Raw genomic sequence first — 21,230 nt, forward strand, 5'->3', positions numbered from 1 at the left:
GGTTCAGAGACCCTGCGCCAGGCGCACGCCCTCATCAATGGCGCGCAGCGCATCCAGTTCAGCGGCCTCTTTTGCCCCGCCGATCATCGTAACCGGGACGCCGCGCGCGGCAAGCTCTTGGGCCAGGGTCCGTTCCGGTTCCTGACCGGTGCATAGCACAATTGTATCGGCCGCAATGACCTTTGGCATTCCGTCCGCGACGATATGCAGTCCCGCATCGTCGATACGTTCATAGGTCACGCCGCCCATTGCCTCGACCCCATGTTTGCGCAGCGCGTTGCGCAGGATCCACCCTGTCGAAACACCAAGCCCCGCGCCCGGTTTGGCCGTCTTGCGTTGCAGCATAACGACCTTGCGGCGCGACGGTTTCGGTGCCAGAGGGTCGCCCGCCAGGGCACCCGACGATACAAATTCGGGGTCCACACCCCAGGTTTCGCAAAAGACGTCGGAGTTGGCAGTCTTGGCGGGTTCGGTCACCAAGAACTCGGCCACATCATGACCGATGCCCCCTGCCCCCATCACGACGACACGGTCGCCCGCCAGACGGTCGCCGGACAGAATTTCGGCGTAAGTCGCGACGCTGTGATGGTCGATACCCGGCAGGTCGGGAATGCGCGGCATGACCCCGGTGGCGATAACCACATGGTCGAAGCCTTCAAGATCGCTCACGTCAGCACGCTGCCGCAGACGCTGCGTGACCCCGTGTTTTTGCATCTGACCGGCATAATACCGAAGGGTTTCGTCGAATTCGTCCTTGCCCGGTGCGGCGCGGGCCAGATTCAGCTGACCGCCCAGCTTGTCCTGCGCCTCGAACAGCGTGACAGCATGGCCCAGCCGCGCCGCCTCGGCGGCTGTGGCCATGCCCGCGGCACCACCGCCAACGACGGCCACTTTCTTTGGCGTGTCGGCTGGCGTATCCCGGAATTCCGTTTCACGCCCGGCCTTTGGATTGACCAGACATCCGACCGGACGGTCAGAAAAGATGAAATCCAGACAGGCCTGGTTGCAGGCGATGCAGGTGTTGATCTCGTCCGCGCGGCCCTCTCGCGCCTTTTTCACGAAATGCGGATCGGCCAGAAACGGGCGCGCCATCGAGATCATGTCCGCATCGCCAGAGGCAAGTATGTCTTCGGCAAGCTGGGGTGTGTTGATCCGGTTCGAGGCGACCACCGGGATCGACACGGCCGCTTTCACGTTGGCTGCCGCCTTGCGCCAGGCACCGCGCGGCACCGGATAGGCGATCGTCGGCACGCGGGCCTCGTGCCAGCCGATGCCGGTGTTCAGAATATCCGCACCTGCGGCCTCGATCTTGCGGGCCAGTGCGGCAATTTCATCGGCGGGCGCGCCGCCCTCGATCAGATCGGCCGCCGAAATCCGGTAGATGACCAGAAAGTCGGGGCCGCAACGTTCGCGCACCGCGCGCACGATCTCGACCGGGAATCGGTGGCGGTTCGCGGCGCTGCCGCCCCAGTCGTCTTGGCGCTTGTTGGTATGGGTGACGGTGAATTCGTTGATCAGGTATCCCTCGGACCCCATGATCTCGACGCCATCAAAGCCTGCGGCCTGCGCATTGGCGGCCGCCACGGCAAAATCCTCGATGGTACGGAGAATGTCGGCTTCGGTCATTTCACGCGGGATGAAACGGTTGATCGGAGCGCGGATCGGCGACGGGGCGACACAGCCTTCGATCTTGGCATAGCGCCCGGCGTGGAGGAGTTGCGCGCAGATCAGGCTGCCTTCGGCCTGCACCGCCTCGCAGATCGGGCGCAGGTCAAGCGCTTCTTCCGGGCCATCGATTCGCGGACCTTCTGGATCGAATATGCCCTCGGCATTGGGCGAAAACCCGCCGGTGACCAGAATCGCCGCCTCCCCCCGCGCACGCTCGGCGTAAAACGCGATCTGTTTGGCTATGCCGTCAGGCTCGGTTTCCAACCGCGTGTGCATCGACCCCATGATGACACGATTTCGCAATGTATGTTGGCCTGCGCGGATGGGCGAGAGCATGGTTTCAAAGCTTCCATCTGGTCTATTTTTCACTTCGGTTCTCCTCCTCAAAACTGCACTTGATCTACAATCTAACATTTGTTAGATTTTTTTGGAAAGAAGATTTTCGCTCATGGGGAGGAGCACCGATGCAATTCCAGCCTACAGACGATCAGAAGGCGTTTCGCGAGACCGCAAAGCGCTTCGCAACTGAAAGACTTGCGCCCACATATCAAGAACGCGCCAGCGGCCATACATTCGACCGTGCGCTGATCAAGGAGATGGGCGCACTGGGGCTGATCGGGGCCGATCTGCCCGAGGAATTCGGGGGACTCGGCGAAAGCTCTGTCACGTCAGGGCTGATCGTCGAAGAGATCGCCTATGCTGATTTCAACGCAAGTTACGTGCAGCTTCTGGGCTCTCTCATGGGCGGAATGGTTGCCAAACATGCCTCCAAGGACATCGCGTCGGAATGGGTGCCCAAGGTTGTTTCGGGTGATGCTGTCATTGGCCTGGGCCTGACAGAGCCGCGCGGCGGTTCGGATGCGGCGAACCTGATTCTGAGGGCCGAGAAATCCGGCAACGGCTGGCGGCTGAACGGTGAAAAGACATCCATGAGTTTTGCCAGTCAGGCGGATGCGGCGGTCGTCTTTGCCCGTACCGGCGATCCTGACGGCGGCTCACGCGGGGTCAGCGCCTTTTTCGTCGATCTGAACCAGGAAGGCATCAAGCGCACCCATTTTGACGACATCGGCACCAAGCCTGTCGGGCGCGGCTCGGTTTTCTTTGACGATGTTTTCGTGCCGGCTGAAAACATGATGGCGGAACAGGACCGTGCCTTTGGCACGATCATGGCGGGCTTCGACTATTCCCGCGCACTGATCGGGCTGGAGTGCCTGGGGGCCGCGCAAGCGTCGGTGGATGAAACCTGGGCCTACGTTCAGGAGCGCGAGGCATTCGGGGCCCCAATCGTGCAGTATCAGGGTGTCAGCTTTCCCTTGGCCGAGGCCGAGACCCAACTTACCATGATGCGCCAGCTTTGCTATTACACGCTGGACCTGCGCGACCGTGGCCTGCCCCACACCTCTCAGGCCGCCATGTGCAAATGGTACCTGCCCAAAACCGCCTGCGAGATCCTGCACCAGTGCCTGATCCTGCACGGACATTACGGCTACACCACCGACCTGCCCCACCACCAGCGCTACAACGATGTGCTCGGCTTGCAGATCGGTGACGGGACCGCGCAGATCCAGAAGCTGGTGATCGCCCGCGAGAAGGTCGGTCGCATGGCGCTGCAGTATGACAAGAAGGCGAAGGGAGCCGCCAAATGAGCGGCCCCATCCTCGTCACTTCCGAGGGCAACACCGGCATCATCGAACTTGCCCGCCCCGAGAAATTCAATTGCCTGTCACTTGACGTGCATGAGCGCATTTCTGCTGCGCGGTCGGAATTCGAGGCGAACCCGGATATTCGGGCGATCCTGATCCGGGCGCAAGGCAAGAACTTTTGCACCGGCGCCGATCTGGTGGAAGTGAAAGGTAAATTGAACGATCCCGCCGCGCTGGACCATTTCATCGCCTTTGGCATGAAAAACCTGCGTGCGCTCGAAACCTCCTCCCTCCCTGTCGTAGTCGCAGTGCAGGGGTTGTGTCTGGCCGGCGGGATCGAACTGATGCTGGCCTGCGACGTGTGCTTTGCGGCCGAAAGCGCCCAGTTTGGCGATCAGCATGCGCAATTCGGGCTGATTCCCGGTTGGGGTGGCTCGCAGCGGCTGACGCGGCTAATGGGGGAACGCCGGGCGCTTGACCTGATGTTCTCAGCGCGCTGGCTCAAAGCCGACGAGGCCAAGGAGGTCGGGCTGGTCAACTACATCGTACCGGATGCGGATCTGCACCAGGCCGCGCTGGAATATTGCGAAAAGATCGCGACCCGCTCGCGCCCAGGTATCGCGGAAATGAAGCGGCTGGCGCGCGAAGGTGCAGATCTCGGCATCGACCAGCAGATGCGGCTTGAGCGTGACGCCGCCGTGCGCGCACTGCCCAGCGATGACGTCGCCGAGGGGCTCGATGCATTCGAGAACCGGCGCGCCCCCGAATTCAAGGCTTGAGGACGAAACATGGAATTCACTCTGAACGATGAACAGCGCCAGATTTACGAATATGGCGGTCAGCTGGCGCAGACATATGACAATGCTTATTGGCTGGAACACGCGCGCAAGCACGAGTTTCCCCACGATATGTTCAAGCAGGTTGCCGACGACGGTTTTCTCGGCATCATGGTGCCTGAGGAATACGGCGGCGCGGGCCTCGGTATGACCGAAATGGCGCTGTTCATGGAAGGCACCGCCAATCACGGCATTCCGCTTTTGATGATGGTGGTCGGGCCGACCATGTCGCTGGCTCATATCGCCAGCCACGGGAGTGAATTCCACAAGAAAGAGCTGCTGCCGGCGGCCTGCCGCGGTGATATCCAGTTCTGTTTTGCGATCACGGAACCGGGCGCCGGGTCGAACACGATGAAGGCCACTACGCTGGCCAAACGTCGGGGCAACCGGTTCAGCCTGTCGGGCGAAAAGACCTTTATCACTGGCGCCGAGGTCTCGGACTATTGCCTAGTCGTGGCGCGAACCAAGCCGCATACCGAGGTCAGCCGCAAGACCGACGGCTTTACCCTGTTCGCAGTGGATCTGAAGAAAAAGGGCGTCGACAAGCAGCGGGTGAAGATCTCGATCCCCCTGCCCGAGGAACAGTGGACCCTGTTCTTCGACGAGGTGGATCTGGGCCCGGAGGATGTGGTCGGCGAGGTGGACGAAGGGTTCTCGATCCTGTTCGACAGTCTCAACCCCGAACGCATCATCCTGGCCGCCCTGTGCTGCGGCATCGGCCGGTTCGCCCTGAACAAGGGCGTGGCCTATGCCTCCGAACGCAATGTGTTCGGCCAACCCATCGGTGCGCATCAGGGCGTGCAGCACCCGATGGCCAAGGCGCACACAGCGGTCGAGATGGCCAGCCTGATGACCCGTCGCGCGGCCTGGGAGTTTGACAACAAACTGCCGGCAGGGGCGTCGTCAAACATGGCAAAATACGCCGCCGCCGAAGCCGGGATCGAAGCGGTGGACGCCGCGCTGCAGGCGCATGGCGGATCGGGCTTCACCGAGGATACGGGACTATACGAGATGTACCCGCTGGTGCGCTTGTTGCGCACGGCGCCCGTGAACCGCGAGCTGTGCCTCAGCTTCATCGGCGAAAAGGTCATGGGTCTGCCGCGGTCTTATTGATCGCTCTGCCCGACATGGAGAACGACATGCAATTTGGAATGCGCTTCAGGCGGCAGGATGCCGCCGACAAGGTAAATGATCGCTTCTGGCACACGATCGAGGGCACACCGCTCGACGAGGTGCGCCGTATTCAGGAAGAGCGGCTGCGCGATCAGATGGCGTATCTCAAGGCGAACTCGACCTTCTATCAGGAAAAGTTCGCCGAGGCCGGTGTGGACTTCGACGATATCCGCACCATCGCAGACCTGCAAAAACTGCCCTATACCTACAAGACCGAGATCCGCGAAAGCCTCGCTGCCGAGCCGCCCTTTGGCAAGCACCGTGCCGCGCCCATGTCGGACATCATCCAGATGCAGGCCTCGTCGGGCACGACCGGCAGCCCCTCATATGTGGCCCTGACAGAATCCGACGCCGAGATGTGGCACGAGATGACAGCGCGCTGCTTCTTTGCCAATGGCATGCGCCCCGGCGACATGGTGTTGCACGCGTTTTCGCTGGCCAAGGGCTTTGTCGGCGGCATCCCCGTGATGCAGGGGTTGCAGTATATGGGCGCGATCGATGTGCCGGTGGGGGCGGATGGCGGTGCCGAACGGCTGCTGCGTGCCTGCGCGGATACGCGCCCGCGCTGCATCGTTGGTGCTCCGAATTTCGTTCTGCACCTGGCCGAAAAAGCGCCCGAAGTGCTGGGCTGCAAGGCTAGTGAGTTGGGCGTGGAACAGGTCATCGTCGGTGGCGAACCCGGCGGCGGCATCCCTGCTATCCGCGCCAAGATCGAAGCGGCTTGGGGGGCGAAATGCACCGAAATGCTGGGCGGAACCGATCTGGGCGTGACTTACTGGGCCGAGTGCGACGAACAGTCGGGAATGCATATGGTCAACATGGACTATATCATCACCGAATTGCTCGATCCCGATAGCGGCAGGATCATTCCCTGGGAAAAGGGCGCCGAGGGCGAGATGATCTATACCGCGATCGGCCGCCAGGCGAGCCCGCTCGTGCGGTTCCGGTCAGGCGACTATATCGAGGTCATCGACACCGAATGCGCCTGCGGGCGCACCGGCCCCAAGATCCGCTGCACCGGTCGCACCGACGACATGCTGATCGTGCGCGGGGCCAATGTATTCCCGTCCGCCATCAACAGCGTAATCACCGAGATGGTGCCAGACACCAATGGCGTCATGCGGATCGTCGCTGATTTCGAGGGCCACACCACGCAGGGCGCGCTGACGGTGATTGTCGAACGCGGCCCCGGTCGTGATCCGGCCGATGACGCCGCCCTCAAGAAGAAGATCGAGCAACGCCTGCGCGACGCGCTTGTCTTCAAGGCCGACGTTCACCTGGTGGCGGCTGACACTTTCGAAAAACCCGGCGCCGCCAAGGTCGCCTTTGTTCTCAGGGAATATCCGAACCTGCCATGACCAAAATGAAATCCCTGCTTGATACCGGGTCCGACGACTTTCGGGCAAATGACGCACACTACCGTGAAAAACTCTCCGATCTGCACGCGCTGCGGCTGCTGCAACGTGTCGGCGGCCCCAAAAAGGCGCGCGACCGGCATGTGGAGAAGGGCAAGATCCTGCCGCGGGAACGGATTGAACGCCTGATCGACCCGGGCACACCATTTCTGGAACTCGGAGAACTTGCCGGGTTGAACAAATACAATGGCGTGCCGCCGGGCGCGGGCATCATCACCGGGATCGGTGTGATCGAGGGCCGTCAATGCATGATCATCGCCAATGATGCCACGGTAAAGGGCGGCACCTATTTCGGCATGACATCGCGCAAACATGTGCGGGCGCAGAAGATCGCATGGAAGAACCGTCTGCCCGTTATCACCCTCGTGGACTCCGGCGGCGCCTTCCTGCCGGATCAGGAAAACATCTTTCCCGACGAAGGCCAGTTCGGGTCCATCTTTCACCAACAGGTTGGCATGTCCGGCGATGGTGTGCCGCAAATCGCCGTGGTCATGGGGCCCTGCACTGCGGGTGGTGCCTATATCCCCGCGCTCTGTGACGAAGTGGTGATCGTGCGCGGTCAGGGCTTTATGTATCTGGGCGGACCGGAATTGACCTTTGCCGCAACCGGCGAAAAGGTCGAAGCCGAAGAACTGGGTGGCGGCAAGATGCATTCGTCCGTCTCCGGCGTGACCGACCATTTGGCTGAAGATGACGCCCATGCTCTGGCCATCACGCGCGAAATTGTCAGCCATCTTGGCGAAAAACCCCAACCCCGCAAGACGCCCGAAGCGCCCCGTGCGCCCGCCTACCCGGTCGAAGAGATTTATGGACTCATCAGCCGCGACCCCAAGGTACCGACCGACAACCGCGAAATCGTGGCTCGGTTGGTCGATGAGAGCGATTTTCACGAATTCAAACCGCTTTATGGCGACACGATCATGACCGGCTGGGGTCGCATCCACGGCCACGAGGTCGGTATTCTCGCCAATACAGGTGTGCTTTTCGTCGAAGCCGCGCTGAAGGCCACGCATTTCATCAATCTCTGCGTGCAGCGTGATATTCCGCTGCTGTTCCTGGCCGATGTGAACGGCTTCATGGTCGGGCGCGAGGTCGAGCAGATGGGCATCGCAAAAGCCGGTGCGAAGATGATCACGGCCATGTCTTCGGCCCGGGTGCCGAAATTCACAATCATCACCGGTGGCTCTTACGGGGCCGGATACCTGGCGATGCTGGGCCGCCCGTTCCAGCCGGACGCAATGTTCGCCTGGCCGACGGGACGGTCGGCGATCATGGGGCCGGAACAGGCCGCCAGCGTGCTAGCTCAGGTCCGCGCGCAGATCAACGAACGCGAAGGCAGAAACTGGACCGCCGAGGAGGAGGAGGCCTTCAAGGCACCGATCCGCGAGGAATACGAAGATTTTCAGGGAGCCTATAATTTTGCTTCCAACCTTTGGATCGACAGCGTGATCGAGCCCTGTGAGACCCGTGACGTCATGGCGCTGATGCTAGATGTGACATCGCGCAGACCCAAGGTCGAGACCAACTTCGGCGTGTTCAGGATGTGAGGAGCGAACCGTGAAAATCAAAACGCTTCTGATCGCCAACCGCGGCGAAATTGCCTGCCGGATCGCGCGCACTGCGCGGGCCAGCGGTATCACACCTGTCGGCATACATTCGCAGGCCGACGCCAATGCCCTGCATGTCCGCGAGATCGGCAAATCTGTCTGTATCGGCGGCGGACCGGCCTCCGAAAGTTACCTGAAGATCGACGCGGTGATTGCCGCCGCGCAATCGGTGGGCGCGGATGCGATCCATCCCGGTTATGGCTTTCTGGCCGAAAACCCCGATTTTGCTCGTTCGGTCGAAGCCGCCGGCATGATCTTCATGGGGCCGACGCCGGAAACGCTTGAACGTTTCGGCGACAAGGCCAGCGCCAAAGAGGCCGCCGTGGCGGCCAGCGTCCCGGTGATTTCGGGCGCCGAAGGTGCGCGGTCCGATCCCGAGCAGATTGCCGAGGAGGTGCGCCAAATGGGCCTGCCGGTGCTGCTCAAGGCGGTCGGCGGCGGTGGTGGGCGCGGACAACGGCTCGTCACTGACGAGACCACGCTGGTCGAGGACATCGAAGGCGCGCTGCGCGAAGCAAAATCCACCTTCGGCTCCGAAGGGCTGCTGTTGGAGCGTTTCCTGCCCGAGGCGCGCCATGTTGAAGTGCAGATCGCAGGTGACGGCAAGGGCCATGTGGTGCATCTGTTCGAACGCGATTGCACGCTTCAGCGCCGCCACCAGAAGGTCATCGAGGAAGCCCCGGCCTGGGGTCTGCCCCGAACGCTTCTGGACGACATCGCACGCGACGCGGTGCGCTTGGGCGAAACGCTGGACTATCGCGGGCTGGGCACGGTCGAATTTCTGGTCGCGGGTGGCGAGTATTTCTTCCTTGAGGTGAACCCGCGCATTCAGGTGGAACATCCCGTCACCGAAGCGATCACCGGGCTGGACCTTGTCGCGCTTCACCTGCGGATTGCCGAAGGCGCGGGCCTTGGACTGGTGCAGGACGATCTGACGATCAACGGCCACGCGGTCGAGGCGCGGCTTTACGCCGAAGATCCGGCGATGCAATTCGCCCCGTCGACGGGCACGCTCTCCACGCTCAGCCTGCCATCGGGCCTGCGCATCGACAGCGGCGTCGAAGAAGGCGATGCCGTCACGCCCTACTACGACCCGATGATCGCCAAGCTGATCGTGCACGCGCCCGACCGGGAAACCGCATTGGCACGTCTAGCCACGGCGCTTGATCATGTCGCGGTCGAAGGTGTCGAAACCAATCGCGCCTTTCTGACGGCGCTGGCGCGAAACCATGAATTCGAACGGATGCAGGTGCATACCCGCTGGATCGACGGCAGGCTGGATGAGCTGACACAGGCACCCGGCCTGACCCGCCCAGATCTGTGGAAGGCGACCGCTGCCATTCTCTTCGTGACCCAGTCGCGCAGCGACACAGACGCCAATCCCTGGACCAACCGTGATGCCTTTACCGGCTGGCGGCTTGGACTGGGCGGCGATGCGATTGAAGCGGGGCAGCGCGTGACGCTTACCGATTCTGACGAGGTATCCGAAGAACTGCGCGTCAGTCCTGTCAAACCGGGTGCCAAGTACACCATCCGTTCGGAGAAAGGCGAGGCGCTGATACTGTCGGCACGTGAACTGACCCCGGGCCGTTGGCGTGTCGGCGAAGGCGACACCGTCCATCTGATCGACGCGCGCCTGCACGCGGGCGTGATCGAACTGGATACGCCCGAAGGCCGCCTGGTCTTTCGGCCCGCCGCGCCCCTTGCCTTTGCCGGCGGCGATGCCGCGGCGGATCGCGCCGTGACCTCTCCGCTGACCGGCATGATTGTCGAAATCAAGGTCTCCGACGGTCAGAGCGTGGCCGAAGGCGACGTGGTCGCGGTCATGGAATCCATGAAACTCGAAATCTCGATCCGGGCGGCCGCGGCCGGGATCGCCAGCAATATATCCGTCTCGAATGGGGACATGGTCGATCGCGGCCAGGTCATCGCCGAGATCCTGCCATCCGAGGAGTGATGAAATGAGCGACTTTCCCAAATTCGTAGAATTTCGTGAAGAAGGCCCGCGTGAGGGTTTTCAGATCGAAAAGAAGATTTACCCGATCGAAGAGCGGATCGAACTGATCGACATGCTCAGCGAAACCGGCTTGAAACGCATTCAGGTCGGCAGCTTTGTCAGCCCGAAATACGTTCCTCAGATGGCGGACACCGGCGAGTTGTTCCAGCGTATCAAGCGCAAACCGGGCGTGAACTACACATCGCTGTGGCTGAACGACAAAGGGTTTCGCAAGGCCCTGACCGCGCATGAGGTCGATATCGACCCGCGTCTGCTGTTCTATCCTTCCGAAGCATTCGCCCAATCGAACAACAATTGTTCCTCGGCCGAGATGCGGGAAAAACAACGTGACTGGGTCCGTCTTTACAAGGAAGAGGGATATACCGTCGACGCGGCCTATGTGATGACCGCTTTCGGCTGCAACCTCGAGGGCCCCATCCCCCAAGAACGCATCTTGGACGATTTCCGCTTTATCCTTCAGCTATGCGAAGAAGAGAACATCCCCGTGCCGATCCTCGTGGTCGCCGACACCATGGGTTGGGGAAACCCCGAGGCGGTCAAACGGATGATCGGCGCCCTGCGCGAATTGGCGCCCGAGGCGCGCATCGGTATGCACATCCATGACACACGTGGGCTGGGGATCGCCAACGTTTATGCGGCCCTGTCGATGGGCGTGGACATGTTCGAAAGCTCCGTCGCCGGTCTTGGCGGCTGTCCTTTCGCGGGCCACGGCCACGCGCGCGCCGCAGGAAATGTCTGCACCGAGGATGCAGTGTTCCTGTGTCACGAGCTCGGCATCGAAACCGGCATTGATCTGGACAAGCTGATCGCAGCGGCGGTCAAAGCAGAAGAGATCATCGGTGTGCCGCTCATGGGCCGGGTCATGCACACCGGCGGGTTGGACAAATACCGCAAGTCACGCTGAGGGAGCAAGAAGATGACAAAAGCACTTGACGGAAAGGTCGTTCTGGTCACCGGGGCCGGCGGTGGGATCGGGCGTGATATCGCCTTGATGGCAGCTACCGAAGGCGCCGCCGTGGTGGTCAATGATCTGGGCGCATCCCTGAAAGGCACCGGTCAGACAGAAACTGCGGCGCAGAAAGTCGTCGAAGAGATCAGGGCCGCTGGGGGCGATGCCATTGCCGATGGCGGCTCTGTCACCGATCCCGATGCCGCGCGCGCGATGATCGAAGCCGGGGTCAAGGAATTCGGTCGCATCGACGCGGTGGTAAACAACGCCGGCATTCTGCGCGACGGTTACTTCCACAAGATGACCTATGAGGATTTCGACGCGGTGGTGAAGGTCCATCTTTATGGTGCCTTCAATACCAGCCGCGCGGCCGCCGACTATTTCCGCGAACAGGAAAGCGGCGCGCTCGTGCACATGACCTCGACCTCGGGGCTGATCGGCAATCTGGCGCAGGCGAATTATTCGGCGGCAAAGCTGGGCATCGCGGCCTTCTCGAAATCGGTAGCGCTCGACCTGAAACGCTGGAACGTGCGGTCAAACTGCATCGCGCCCTTCGCCTGGAGCCGGATGATATCGTCGATCAAGACCGACACGGAGGAACAGAAGGCGCGGGTCGAGAAGGTCAAGAAGATGACCCCCGCCAAGGTCGCGCCGATGGCCTGTTACCTGATGAGCGACCGCGCGGCGGATGTGTCGGGGCAAATCTTTGCAGTGCGGATGAACGAGATATTCCTGTTCAACCAGCCCCGCCCGCTCCGGTCCGTCCACTCCGGTGACGGCTGGACCGCCGATGAAATCGCCGAGCGCGCCATTCCCGCGCTCAAATCGCAATTCACACCGCTCGAAGTTTCGGCGGATGTCTTTTCGTGGGATCCGGTCTAATGGGAAAACGCAAAGAAAAAATCAGCTCCGACATTGCCTGGAGCACCCCCGACAAGATCTGCGTGCGCGGGCTCGACTTGCCGAACGAAATCCTCGGCCACATGAACCTGGGCGATCTGGCCTTTCTGCAATTGACGGGCCGCAAGGCCACGCTCGAGGAAAGCCGCGTCTTCAACGCCATCATCATCACCCTTGTCGAACATGGCATCACGCCATCGGCCCTGGCGGCGCGGATGACCTATATGGGGGCGCCGGAATCGCTTCAGGCGGCTGTGGCGGCTGGCTTGTGTGGGCTGGGCACCGTCTTTGTCGGTTCTATGGAAGGTGCCTCGAAAATGCTTTACGAGGCACTGCCACAGGACAAGTTGGGCACCGGTGTCGATCTGGATGCGCTGGCCGTCGAGACGGTGGAAAAATTCCGCGCCCGCAAGATGATCGTGCCGGGGCTCGGACATCCGGTGCACAAGCCGGTCGATCCGCGCACACCTCGCCTGTTCCAGATCGCTGCCGAGAACGGCAAGTCCGGTGAATACATCGAGTTGATCCAGAAAATTCAGGCCGTTGCCGAAGAAAAATCGGGTAAGATGCTGCCGATTAACGCCACCGGGGCGATCGGAGCAATCTGCTGTGAATTTGGCTTCCCCTGGAAGATCGTGCGGGGCTTTGGCGTCATGGCACGCGCCATCGGTCTGGTCGGTCATATCCTCGAAGAGAGCGAAAACCCGATTTCCTATGAGCTTTGGCAGCGTGCCGAGCAGGAAATTCTTGAAACGTCGGGTTCAGGAGCGAAGTAACCGATGCAGACGTCAGCCCCAGACACTCACACCGATCTGCGCGACGCCTTGCGCGCACTTTGCGCGCAGTTTCCGCCAGAATATCATCGCAAGTTCGGCGAGGATGAAACCTACCCCGAGGAATTCGTCGATGCGCTGACCCGCGAGGGCTGGCTCGCCGCGATGATCCCAGAAGAATACGGCGGCTCGGGTCTGGGCCTGACGGAAGCCTCGATCATCATGGAGGAGGTGAACCGCTGCGGCGGCAACGCGGGCCATTGCCACGGGCAGATGTACAATATGGGCACGCTGCTGCGGCATGGTTCGGAGGAGCAGAAACAGAAATATCTGCCCGGCATCGCCAGCGGCGAATTGCGCCTGCAATCCATGGCCGTGACCGAACCGACCACCGGCACCGACACCACCAAACTGAAGACCACGGCGGTGAAAAAGGGCGACCGGTATGAGATCAATGGCCAGAAGGTCTGGATCAGCCGTATCCAGCATTCCGACCTGATGATCCTGCTGGCACGCACCACGCCGCTGGCCGAGGTCAAGAAGAAATCGCAGGGCCTGTCGATCTTCATGGTCGATCTGAAAGAGGCGATCGGCAACGGCATGGAGGTCCGCCCCATCGCCAATATGCCCGGCCACGAAACCAATGAAGTGTTTTTCGACAACCTGGAAATCCCCGCCGAGAACCTGATCGGGACCGAGGGGCGCGGATTTTACCATATTCTTGACGGGCTGATCGCCGAACGTACCCTGATTGCGGCGGAATGTATCGGTGATGGATACTGGTTCGTCGACAAGGCCCGCACCTATGCCGGCGACCGCATGGTCTTTGACCGCCCCATCGGCCAGAACCAGGGCGTGCAATTCCCTATCGCCAGGTCCTATGTGAACATCGAGGCCGCCAATCTGATGCGCTTTGAAGCCTGCAGGCGGTTCGATGCTGGGCTGGATTGCGGAGCACAGGCGAATATGGCCAAGCTGCTGGCTTCGGAGGCCAGCTGGGAAGCGGCCAATGCCTGCATCCAGACCCATGGCGGCTTCGGTTTCGCACGGGAATACGATGTCGAGCGCAAGTTCCGCGAGGCGCGCCTCTATCAGGTCGCCCCGATCTCGACCAACCTGATCCTGTCATATGTCGGAGAACATATCCTCGGCATGCCAAGATCGTTCTGAAGGCCAGGATTATGGGTGAGATCGACCTTGACGCGCTGGCGCCCTGGCTGGGACGCACCGAGACTAAAGAAGACGTTCTGACGGAGGGGCTGATCGACAAATTCCGCGCCACGCTCGGTCCGCATCTTTGGGACGGATCAGGCGATGTCCCGCTGGGAATTCATTGGTGCATTTCCCTTGATACCGTGCCAGCGACCGCCCTGTCAGAAGACGGCCATGCCGCAAGGGGTGGATTCCTACCCCCTGTCCCGCTGCCCGCCCGGATGTGGGCCGGCGGCGATGTTAAACATATCGCGCCGCTGAAAATCGGCGAAACCATCACCCGGCGCTCTTCGATCAGGGATATTGTGGCCAAGCAGGGCCGTAGTGGACCATTGGTGTTTGTGACCGTCGAACATGAGTATCTGAGTGGCAACCGGCTTTGTATCCGGGAGCAGCAAACGATCGTTTATCGTGAGATTTCCACCCCCCGCACGGGCGAGAGCGCAGCTGACGCGGGTGACCCCACCACGCTTAGATCGACGCTGACACCGGATCCTGTTCTTCTGTTTCGCTATTCGGCGCTGACGTTCAATGCCCATCGCATTCACTATGATTACGTCTACGCCACCGAAACCGAAGCCTATTCCGGGCTTGTTGTGCATGGCCCATTGCAGGCCACGCTGCTTCTGAATCTGGCGGCGGATGCGTTGAAAACATCGCCCCACCGGTTTTCGTTCCGCGGCCTCGCGCCACTCACCCTGCCCTGCGAATTGCAACTGCACAATGAAGAGACCGGCACCTCCGGGACAGTCTGGTGTCAGGATCAAAACGGTCTTCGAAGCTTTTCCGCAGAGTACGCGGCTGTCTGATCGGTTTCCTTTGGTAGCGGATTCAGTTGTTGACCAATTTTTCTAACATCTGTTAGGCTGCGCGGAGAGACTTGGTAAAATAGACCAGGCAAACCTCTGAATTAAGAGGTGGGAGGAGGAACGATGCGAGGAAAACTCGTAACCAACGGAAAACCGTGCGGTCAGGCTATGCGTGCCTCCATGAGGTGTTGGGGAAAAGCACGGGTTGTAACATGACCACGAATAACGGGCACGTATCGTCACCGCTTGCGGTGCGTGGCGCAACTTTGAAATTTGGCGGTGTGACCGCGCTCGACGATGTGAGCATCTCCGTGGCCGACGATGAATTGCTTGCAATTATCGGTCCGAATGGTGCCGGAAAAACATCACTTCTGAACGTGACTGCGGGCTTCTACCGTCCGCAGAAGGGCCGTGTCGAATTGTCCGGGCAGGACGTGACCGGCCTGCGTGTTGACCAGATCGCCCGGCGCGGTCTGGCGCGGACGTTTCAGGGCACCCATCTTTTTGCCGGGCAGACGGTGGTGGAAAACATTATGATCGGCCGCCACATGCTGATGAAATCGAATGTAGTCCAGGCCTTTTTCCAGTTCGGTCCCGTGATGCGCGAGGAATCGGAACATCGTGAAGCCGCAGAGGAGATCATCGATTTTCTCGAGATCGAGGCAATCCGCAACCGGCCCGTGGGCACGTTGGGGTATGGGTTGCGCAAGCGTGTCGATCTGGGCCGTGCATTGGCGCAGGAACCGTCGATCCTGCTGATGGATGAACCGATGGCCGGCATGAACTCGGAGGAAAAAGAAGACCTGGCGCGCTTCATTCTCGATGTGCGCGAGGCGCGCAAGATTCCGGTAGTTCTGGTGGAGCACGACATGGGCGTCGTGATGGACCTTGCCGACCGGATCGTGGTGCTGGATTTCGGGCGGGTCATCGCCGAAGGCACCCCGGAAGAAATCCAGAAGGACCCGGCTGTCATAAAGGCATATCTGGGGTAGCGGCATGGTCAAACAACGGACAGCAATGGTCTTTTCGGACCCAGCAGTGACACATAGCGAAACCCTGCCGCAGGTTTTGCTCGCGCGAGCGACATCCACACCGACCAACCTCGCCGAACGGCACAAGCGCCTGGGCATCTGGCGTGAATTCACCTGGGCCGATGTTCTTGACAGGGTTCGCGCCCTGGCTCTCGGGTTGGAGAACCTGGGCTTGTCGGCTGGCGAATCCGTCATGATGATTGGCGAAAACGAACCCGAACATTTCTGGGCTGAATACGCCGTCCAGTCGTTAGGCGGCAAAGTCCTGTCTGTCTATCCGGATCAAAACGCTGAAGAGATTCTGTATCTGGCCGAAGACTCGCAAACGCGGGTTTTTCTGGCGCAGGATCAGGAGCAGGTCGATAAATGCATCGAGATTGCGGGCAAGTACTCGGGCGCCCTGGCGGTCGTTTACTGGGACGATTCCGGTCTGTGGGGCTATGATCATCCCCTGTTGCATTCGTTTGAAAGTGTGAGCGCGGCAGGGCGTCAGATCCACGCCAAGGAACCCGCCAGATTTGAAGAACACGTAAAACGTGGACGGGCGGACGATACCGCCTTGCTGTCCTATACTTCGGGGACCACGGGAAAACCCAAGGGCGTTGTCATCAGCCATCGCTACCTGTTCGACAATTGCTCGCGGGTGATGGGGGCAATCGAAATCGCGCCGGGCACCGAATACCTGACCTACATTTCGCCTGCCTGGGTCACGGAACAGATTTTCGGCCTGTCGATCGGTTTGATCGCGCCCATGGTCGTCAATTTTCCCGAAGGCCCTGAAGACGTACTGACCAACATTCGCGAACTGGCGGTTGATGCACTGGTGTTCAGTCCGCGCCAGTGGGAAAACCTCGCCTCCATCGTTCAGGCCCGGATGCTGGGCGCGGGCAAGTTCCGCAATGCGATGTACAATTGGGGCATGAAGGTTGGCCGCAACGTTTACGTCGAGCGGCTGGAAGGGCGTAGCCCCAGCCTTGCCGCACGCCTGCAGCTTCCCTTTGCCGAAGCTCTGGTGCTGCATCACCTGCGCGACAATCTTGGCCTTGGTAAGGCCAAAAACGCAATGAGCGGCGGCGCCCTGATGGCACCTGACGTCTTTCGTATGTTCCACGCGATGGGGGTTAAGCTGCGCAACGTGTATGGCGCGACCGAAATCGGCCTTCTGACCGCGCATGTCGGCGAAAGCTATCAGCTGGAAACCAGCGGCAGCTGGATGCAAAGCAACACGAACTACGGCGAACCGCTGGAATACAGGGTCTCGGACGAAGGGGAGCTTCAGGTGCGTGGCGGATCGGGCTTCGGCGGCTATCACGGCAAGCCCGAAAAGACCGCAGAGGTGCTGACCGAAGACGGTTGGTACAAGACCGGTGATGCGGTCTCGATGACCGACGACGGCGAGCTATTGTTCTTTGACCGTGTCAAGGACATGCGCCGCCTGGCAAACGGTCACAGCTATCCGCCGCAGTTCATCGAAACGCGGTTGCGGTATAGCCCCTTCATCAAGGACCTCATGACATTGGGCGACGAACGCCGGAATTTCGTCAGCGCGCTTATCAATATCGATATGGAAGTTCTCGGGCGTTGGGCGGAAGAGAACAAGATCAGCTTTTCGACCTACACCGATCTGTCGCAGAAACCCGAAGTTCTGGACCTTATCAAAGGCGAAGTGGCGCGCATCAATGCGCTCCTGCCCGAAGGCTCGCGCGTGGCACGTTTTGCGAATTTTCCCAAGGAACTCGACCCGGATGAAGGCGAGTTGACCCGCAGCCGAAAGCTTCGCCGGGCCTTTCTGGAGGAACGGTATGCCAAGCTCGTCGAGGCGATCTATGCTGGCGATGACGAGACAGATCTCGAAATCGCTGTGACCTATCAGGACGGTCGTCAAGGCGTTCTCAAGACCACGGTTCGCGTGTCGGATGTTGAAAACGCATCGAAGGCTGCCAAGCGGCAGTCCAAATCTTAAAGGAGGTCGGCGACAATGGTCTATTTCATCAATGACATCATTACCGGGGCTTTGATCGGCCTTCTGTATTCGCTGGTGGCCATGGGCTTTGTTGTGATTTATCGCGCCAGCAAGGTGTTCAACTTCGCGCAGGGCGAGCTTGTGATCATCGGCGGGTTCATCGTCTGGTTCACAACGATGCAAGCGGGGCTTAGCCTTTGGTTGTCGATACCCCTTTCGCTGGTTCTGGCCGGGCTGGTCGGGTACGCAATCGAACGGATTTTCCTGACAAAGCTGATCGGTGAATCGGTTTTCTCGATGGTCATGGTCACCGTCGGTCTTCTGATCCTGCTGCGCGGTCTGGTGCTGCTTGTGTTCGGTCCCGCCGTGCGGCCCTTCCCGATCATTTTCCCGCTGAAACCCTTGTTCCTCGGCGACATGTTGATCCCGATGAACCTCCTGATAGGCGGGATCATCACCATTGTCGCCGCCGTCGGCCTGTCGTGGTTCTTCAACCGGACCCGGTCCGGCCTGCGGATGACCGCCGTGGCGGAAGACCACGTCGTGGCCTCCTCGATGGGCATTTCGGTGAAAGGCTCGATTGCCTTTGCCTGGGTTCTCGGGGCAATCCTGTCCACAATTGGTGCGATGATCTTTCTCAGCGGCAAATCGCTGACCTTCCTGGCCTCGGATATCGGGTTCGCGGCCCTGCCGGTGGCGCTGTTTGCCGGGCTGGAATCCATCGGCGGGCTGATCCTTGCGGGCGTGATTATCGGCATCGTCCAGAGCCTGACAACCAACTATCTTGACCCGCTGATCGGAGGGTCACTGGGCAGCGTTGTCCCCTATATCATCATGCTTGCCATTCTGCTGATCCGACCGACCGGCCTGTTCGGCTGGCGCACAATTGAACGGGTGTAATCCATGGACCCTTCCGGCGTATTCCCGACAAGCTATCGCAGTGACAGACGTTTGATCCGAACGCGCTGGCAGTTTCTGGCCCTCGTCGTATTCATGGCTCTACTGCTGTTGGCGCCTTACCTGGTGAGCAGCCGTATCATCGCTATCCTGAATATGATGATGATCAGCGCCGTCATCGCCGTCGGGCTTCAGATCTGCACCGGCTATGCGGGCCAGATCAACCTGGGTCAGGCGGCTTTCATGGGGGTCGGGGCCTATACGGCCTCGATACTGGCCTCGAAGACCGGCCTTACGTTTCTGCTGACCATTCCTCTGGCCGGGCTCTCGGCTGCGCTGTTCGGCTTTCTCTTTGGCTTGACCGCGGCGCGGATCAAGGGGTTCTATCTGGCACTGACCACGATTGCAGCTCAGTTCCTGTTCCACTTTGCCGTATTGAACCTGCCGTCTACCTGGCTGGGTGGATCGAACGGTATCACCGTGCCCCCGGCCGAGCTTTTCGGGCTGCGATTTGTCAGCGAATCTTCGCAGTTCTATCTGAATTTCGCGGTCACCGCGATCATGGTGGCGGGCGCGTTCGGGATCGTTCGGTCACGCTTCGGCCGTGCCTTCGTGGCGGTCAGGGATGATGACGTGGCCGCGGGTATAATGGGGATCAATGTCGCGGCCACAAAGGCAAATGCCTTCCTGATCGGCGCTTTCTATGCGGGCGTCGGCGGGGCGCTTTGGGCCTATCTGATCCGCTTCGTGGGGGTAGACCAGTTCACCCTGTTTCACTCGATCTTCTTCGTCGCGATGATCATCGTCGGCGGGATGGGTTCAATCGTGGGGGCCCTGATCGGCGTCTTCATTATCCGCATCATCCAGGAAATTATCGCGACGGTCGGCCCCAATATCGCCGACTCGGTATCATTCCTTGGCGGTGACATCGTGTTCGCTGGCATGAATGTCGTTCTTGGCGGCGTGATCGCATTGTTTATGATCCTCGAACCCAAGGGGCTGATGCACCGCTGGAACATCCTGAAGTCGTCATACCGTATCTGGCCGTTTCCTTACTGAGAAATAGAGCGGCTCTAAACCTGGGAGGAAGAATATGACTTACCAATCGAATCGAGGTCTTCGCGGCTTTCTGGCTGCGGCTGCCTTGGCGGCCGCGGCGACCATGCCTTTGAAGGCGCAGGCCGAAGAGACCTATAATCTGGCCCTGCTGTCGGACTTTTCCGGCCCTTATGCTGACATCATGCCCATTCTGGCCGGCGGACGTGAGGCTGTGTTCACCTGGTGGAATGAAACCCGCGGCAAGGAACTTGGCGTCACGCTGAACTACAAAAACTACGAAACCCGCTATGACGCGGCACAGGTGGCAAGTCTCTGGCCCGGGATCAAATCGGAACTGGACCCGATTGCGGTTGTCGGCCTCGGCGGGCCCGACGTCGCGGCCCTTTCCGAACGCCTGCCGGAAGACAAAATCCCGATGTTCATGGCCACAGCGGCCTACGGTTTTGCCTGGCAACCGGATGCCTGGATTTTCAACCCACGCCCGACCTATTCGCACGAAAGTGTCGGCTTTCTGAACTGGATGCGTGAACAGCGCGGCGGAGACGAACCGCTCAAGGTTGCGATCCTCGCCTCAGAAGCATCGCCTGCCTATGTCGACATGGCAAAGGGCATTGAACTCTATGCCGAAGAGCACCCCGAGGAGATCGACCTCGTCGAGGTCATCTATACCGAAGTTCAACCCACCGATCTGACGGGGCAAATGCGCCGCGTTGTACGAGCCGGGGCCGAGGTGCTGGTAATCCAAACGAACACCTCTATCGTGGTTGCCGCGAAACGTGGGCTGCAGGCCAACGGGGCGAACATCCCGATCATGATGAGTTCGCATAACGGGCTTCCAGCCTCGGGTAGCGCGCTTGGCGGGCTTGAGCAAATGGAGGGGGACTTTGAAGCCTACGGCATGGTGATTGCGGCCGATGAGGACACTCCCGCGCGACAATTCTACGAGACATTGGTTGCCGATTACGGACTCGAAGCACCTTGGAACGTCGTGACCGCAATGGGCGTATCTCAGGGTCTCTATACCGTGACCGTGATCGATCACGCGATCGAGGCGAACGGCGCCGAGGGCCTGACCGGAGAGATGGTACGTGAGGCGCTTTTTGCCAAACCGATCACCACCGAAGAAACCCATGGGTTCCTGCCGACCTTGTCCTTTACGCCAGAAGCACCGTTCCCATTGGAAGGCCTCAAAGTGAATGTGGGCACCGTCAAAGATGGGAAAATCACCATCGCGGCAACGGGTGTCGACGTTCCGCAAGTTGAGAAATGGTGAATTAA

At 60.2% G+C, this 21,230-nt stretch carries 17 protein-coding genes; 16 read left to right on the plus strand and 1 reads right to left on the minus strand.

Annotation, left to right across the window (positions count from 1 at the left end; genetic code table 11):
• Positions 1-3: 3 nt before the first annotated feature.
• On the minus strand, positions 4-2,004 hold the full coding sequence (locus CDO87_RS24210; RefSeq protein WP_088652158.1) for an FAD-dependent oxidoreductase: 2,001 nt from the start codon (positions 2,002-2,004) through the stop codon (positions 4-6).
• Positions 2,005-2,132: 128 nt separating this feature from the next.
• On the opposite strand from CDO87_RS24210, the gene CDO87_RS24215 reads away from it, so the two are divergent.
• The 16 genes from CDO87_RS24215 to CDO87_RS24290 all read left to right on the plus strand — a co-directional run bounded on the left by CDO87_RS24215 (position 2,133) and on the right by CDO87_RS24290 (position 21,225).
• Positions 2,133-3,314, plus strand: a complete 1,182-nt coding sequence (locus CDO87_RS24215; RefSeq protein ID WP_028093906.1) for an acyl-CoA dehydrogenase family protein — start codon at positions 2,133-2,135, stop codon at positions 3,312-3,314.
• Complete coding sequence (locus CDO87_RS24220) at positions 3,311-4,090, plus strand: enoyl-CoA hydratase/isomerase family protein (protein ID WP_088652159.1); 780 nt, start codon at positions 3,311-3,313, stop codon at positions 4,088-4,090. Before CDO87_RS24215 ends, CDO87_RS24220 begins: the two co-directional genes overlap by 4 nt.
• 9 nt (positions 4,091-4,099) lie before the next feature.
• Positions 4,100-5,260 carry an acyl-CoA dehydrogenase family protein gene (locus CDO87_RS24225; protein ID WP_088652160.1) on the plus strand — a complete coding sequence of 387 codons (1,161 nt, stop codon included), beginning with the start codon at positions 4,100-4,102 and terminating at the stop codon, positions 5,258-5,260.
• 26 nt (positions 5,261-5,286) lie between these two features.
• On the plus strand, positions 5,287-6,678 hold the full coding sequence (locus tag CDO87_RS24230) for a phenylacetate--CoA ligase family protein (RefSeq protein ID WP_100931424.1): 1,392 nt from the start codon (positions 5,287-5,289) through the stop codon (positions 6,676-6,678).
• Positions 6,675-8,282, plus strand: coding sequence for an acyl-CoA carboxylase subunit beta (locus tag CDO87_RS24235; RefSeq protein ID WP_088652161.1), 1,608 nt, complete (start codon positions 6,675-6,677; stop codon positions 8,280-8,282). The genes CDO87_RS24230 and CDO87_RS24235 overlap by 4 nt, the downstream gene beginning before the upstream one ends.
• A gap of 10 nt (positions 8,283-8,292) precedes the next feature.
• Positions 8,293-10,299 carry a biotin carboxylase N-terminal domain-containing protein gene (locus tag CDO87_RS24240; RefSeq protein ID WP_100931408.1) on the plus strand — a complete coding sequence of 669 codons (2,007 nt, stop codon included), beginning with the start codon at positions 8,293-8,295 and terminating at the stop codon, positions 10,297-10,299.
• A gap of 4 nt (positions 10,300-10,303) precedes the next feature.
• The gene (locus CDO87_RS24245) at positions 10,304-11,263 is read left to right on the plus strand and encodes a hydroxymethylglutaryl-CoA lyase (RefSeq protein ID WP_027264398.1); all 960 of its coding nucleotides are present in this window, start codon (positions 10,304-10,306) and stop codon (positions 11,261-11,263) included.
• A 12-nt stretch (positions 11,264-11,275) separates the two neighbouring features.
• Positions 11,276-12,190, plus strand: a complete 915-nt coding sequence (locus CDO87_RS24250; RefSeq protein WP_027264397.1) for an SDR family NAD(P)-dependent oxidoreductase — start codon at positions 11,276-11,278, stop codon at positions 12,188-12,190.
• Entirely contained in the window at positions 12,190-12,984 is a 795-nt protein-coding gene (locus tag CDO87_RS24255; RefSeq protein WP_027264396.1) for a citryl-CoA lyase, read from the plus strand. The genes CDO87_RS24250 and CDO87_RS24255 overlap by 1 nt, the downstream gene beginning before the upstream one ends.
• A gap of 3 nt (positions 12,985-12,987) precedes the next feature.
• The gene (locus CDO87_RS24260; protein ID WP_100931409.1) at positions 12,988-14,151 is read left to right on the plus strand and encodes an acyl-CoA dehydrogenase family protein; all 1,164 of its coding nucleotides are present in this window, start codon (positions 12,988-12,990) and stop codon (positions 14,149-14,151) included.
• 11 nt (positions 14,152-14,162) lie between these two features.
• Positions 14,163-15,002 carry a MaoC family dehydratase N-terminal domain-containing protein gene (locus CDO87_RS24265; protein WP_027264394.1) on the plus strand — a complete coding sequence of 280 codons (840 nt, stop codon included), beginning with the start codon at positions 14,163-14,165 and terminating at the stop codon, positions 15,000-15,002.
• Between the two features lie 212 nt (positions 15,003-15,214).
• Entirely contained in the window at positions 15,215-15,994 is a 780-nt protein-coding gene (locus CDO87_RS24270) for an ABC transporter ATP-binding protein (protein WP_028288584.1), read from the plus strand.
• A gap of 4 nt (positions 15,995-15,998) precedes the next feature.
• Positions 15,999-17,996 carry an AMP-binding protein gene (locus tag CDO87_RS24275; protein ID WP_223228100.1) on the plus strand — a complete coding sequence of 666 codons (1,998 nt, stop codon included), beginning with the start codon at positions 15,999-16,001 and terminating at the stop codon, positions 17,994-17,996.
• Between the two features lie 15 nt (positions 17,997-18,011).
• On the plus strand, positions 18,012-18,896 hold the full coding sequence (locus CDO87_RS24280) for a branched-chain amino acid ABC transporter permease (RefSeq protein WP_027264391.1): 885 nt from the start codon (positions 18,012-18,014) through the stop codon (positions 18,894-18,896).
• 3 nt (positions 18,897-18,899) lie between these two features.
• Positions 18,900-19,952, plus strand: coding sequence for a branched-chain amino acid ABC transporter permease (locus CDO87_RS24285; protein WP_027264390.1), 1,053 nt, complete (start codon positions 18,900-18,902; stop codon positions 19,950-19,952).
• Positions 19,953-19,986: 34 nt separating this feature from the next.
• Positions 19,987-21,225, plus strand: a complete 1,239-nt coding sequence (locus CDO87_RS24290) for an ABC transporter substrate-binding protein (protein ID WP_027264389.1) — start codon at positions 19,987-19,989, stop codon at positions 21,223-21,225.
• Positions 21,226-21,230: the final 5 nt, after the last annotated feature.

The organism is Sagittula sp. P11, from assembly GCF_002814095.1.
Taxonomy (GTDB): domain Bacteria; phylum Pseudomonadota; class Alphaproteobacteria; order Rhodobacterales; family Rhodobacteraceae; genus Sagittula.

Coding starts and splice junctions, on each gene's coding strand:
- CDO87_RS24210 (WP_088652158.1), bottom strand. CDS start 2,004: ATGCTCTCGCCCATCCGCGCAGGCCAACATACATTGCGAAATCGTGTC.
- CDO87_RS24215 (WP_028093906.1), top strand. CDS start 2,133: ATGCAATTCCAGCCTACAGACGATCAGAAGGCGTTTCGCGAGACCGCA.
- CDO87_RS24220 (WP_088652159.1), top strand. CDS start 3,311: ATGAGCGGCCCCATCCTCGTCACTTCCGAGGGCAACACCGGCATCATC.
- CDO87_RS24225 (WP_088652160.1), top strand. CDS start 4,100: ATGGAATTCACTCTGAACGATGAACAGCGCCAGATTTACGAATATGGC.
- CDO87_RS24230 (WP_100931424.1), top strand. CDS start 5,287: ATGCAATTTGGAATGCGCTTCAGGCGGCAGGATGCCGCCGACAAGGTA.
- CDO87_RS24235 (WP_088652161.1), top strand. CDS start 6,675: ATGACCAAAATGAAATCCCTGCTTGATACCGGGTCCGACGACTTTCGG.
- CDO87_RS24245 (WP_027264398.1), top strand. CDS start 10,304: ATGAGCGACTTTCCCAAATTCGTAGAATTTCGTGAAGAAGGCCCGCGT.
- CDO87_RS24250 (WP_027264397.1), top strand. CDS start 11,276: ATGACAAAAGCACTTGACGGAAAGGTCGTTCTGGTCACCGGGGCCGGC.
- CDO87_RS24255 (WP_027264396.1), top strand. CDS start 12,190: ATGGGAAAACGCAAAGAAAAAATCAGCTCCGACATTGCCTGGAGCACC.
- CDO87_RS24260 (WP_100931409.1), top strand. CDS start 12,988: ATGCAGACGTCAGCCCCAGACACTCACACCGATCTGCGCGACGCCTTG.
- CDO87_RS24265 (WP_027264394.1), top strand. CDS start 14,163: ATGGGTGAGATCGACCTTGACGCGCTGGCGCCCTGGCTGGGACGCACC.
- CDO87_RS24270 (WP_028288584.1), top strand. CDS start 15,215: ATGACCACGAATAACGGGCACGTATCGTCACCGCTTGCGGTGCGTGGC.
- CDO87_RS24275 (WP_223228100.1), top strand. CDS start 15,999: ATGGTCAAACAACGGACAGCAATGGTCTTTTCGGACCCAGCAGTGACA.
- CDO87_RS24280 (WP_027264391.1), top strand. CDS start 18,012: ATGGTCTATTTCATCAATGACATCATTACCGGGGCTTTGATCGGCCTT.
- CDO87_RS24285 (WP_027264390.1), top strand. CDS start 18,900: ATGGACCCTTCCGGCGTATTCCCGACAAGCTATCGCAGTGACAGACGT.
- CDO87_RS24290 (WP_027264389.1), top strand. CDS start 19,987: ATGACTTACCAATCGAATCGAGGTCTTCGCGGCTTTCTGGCTGCGGCT.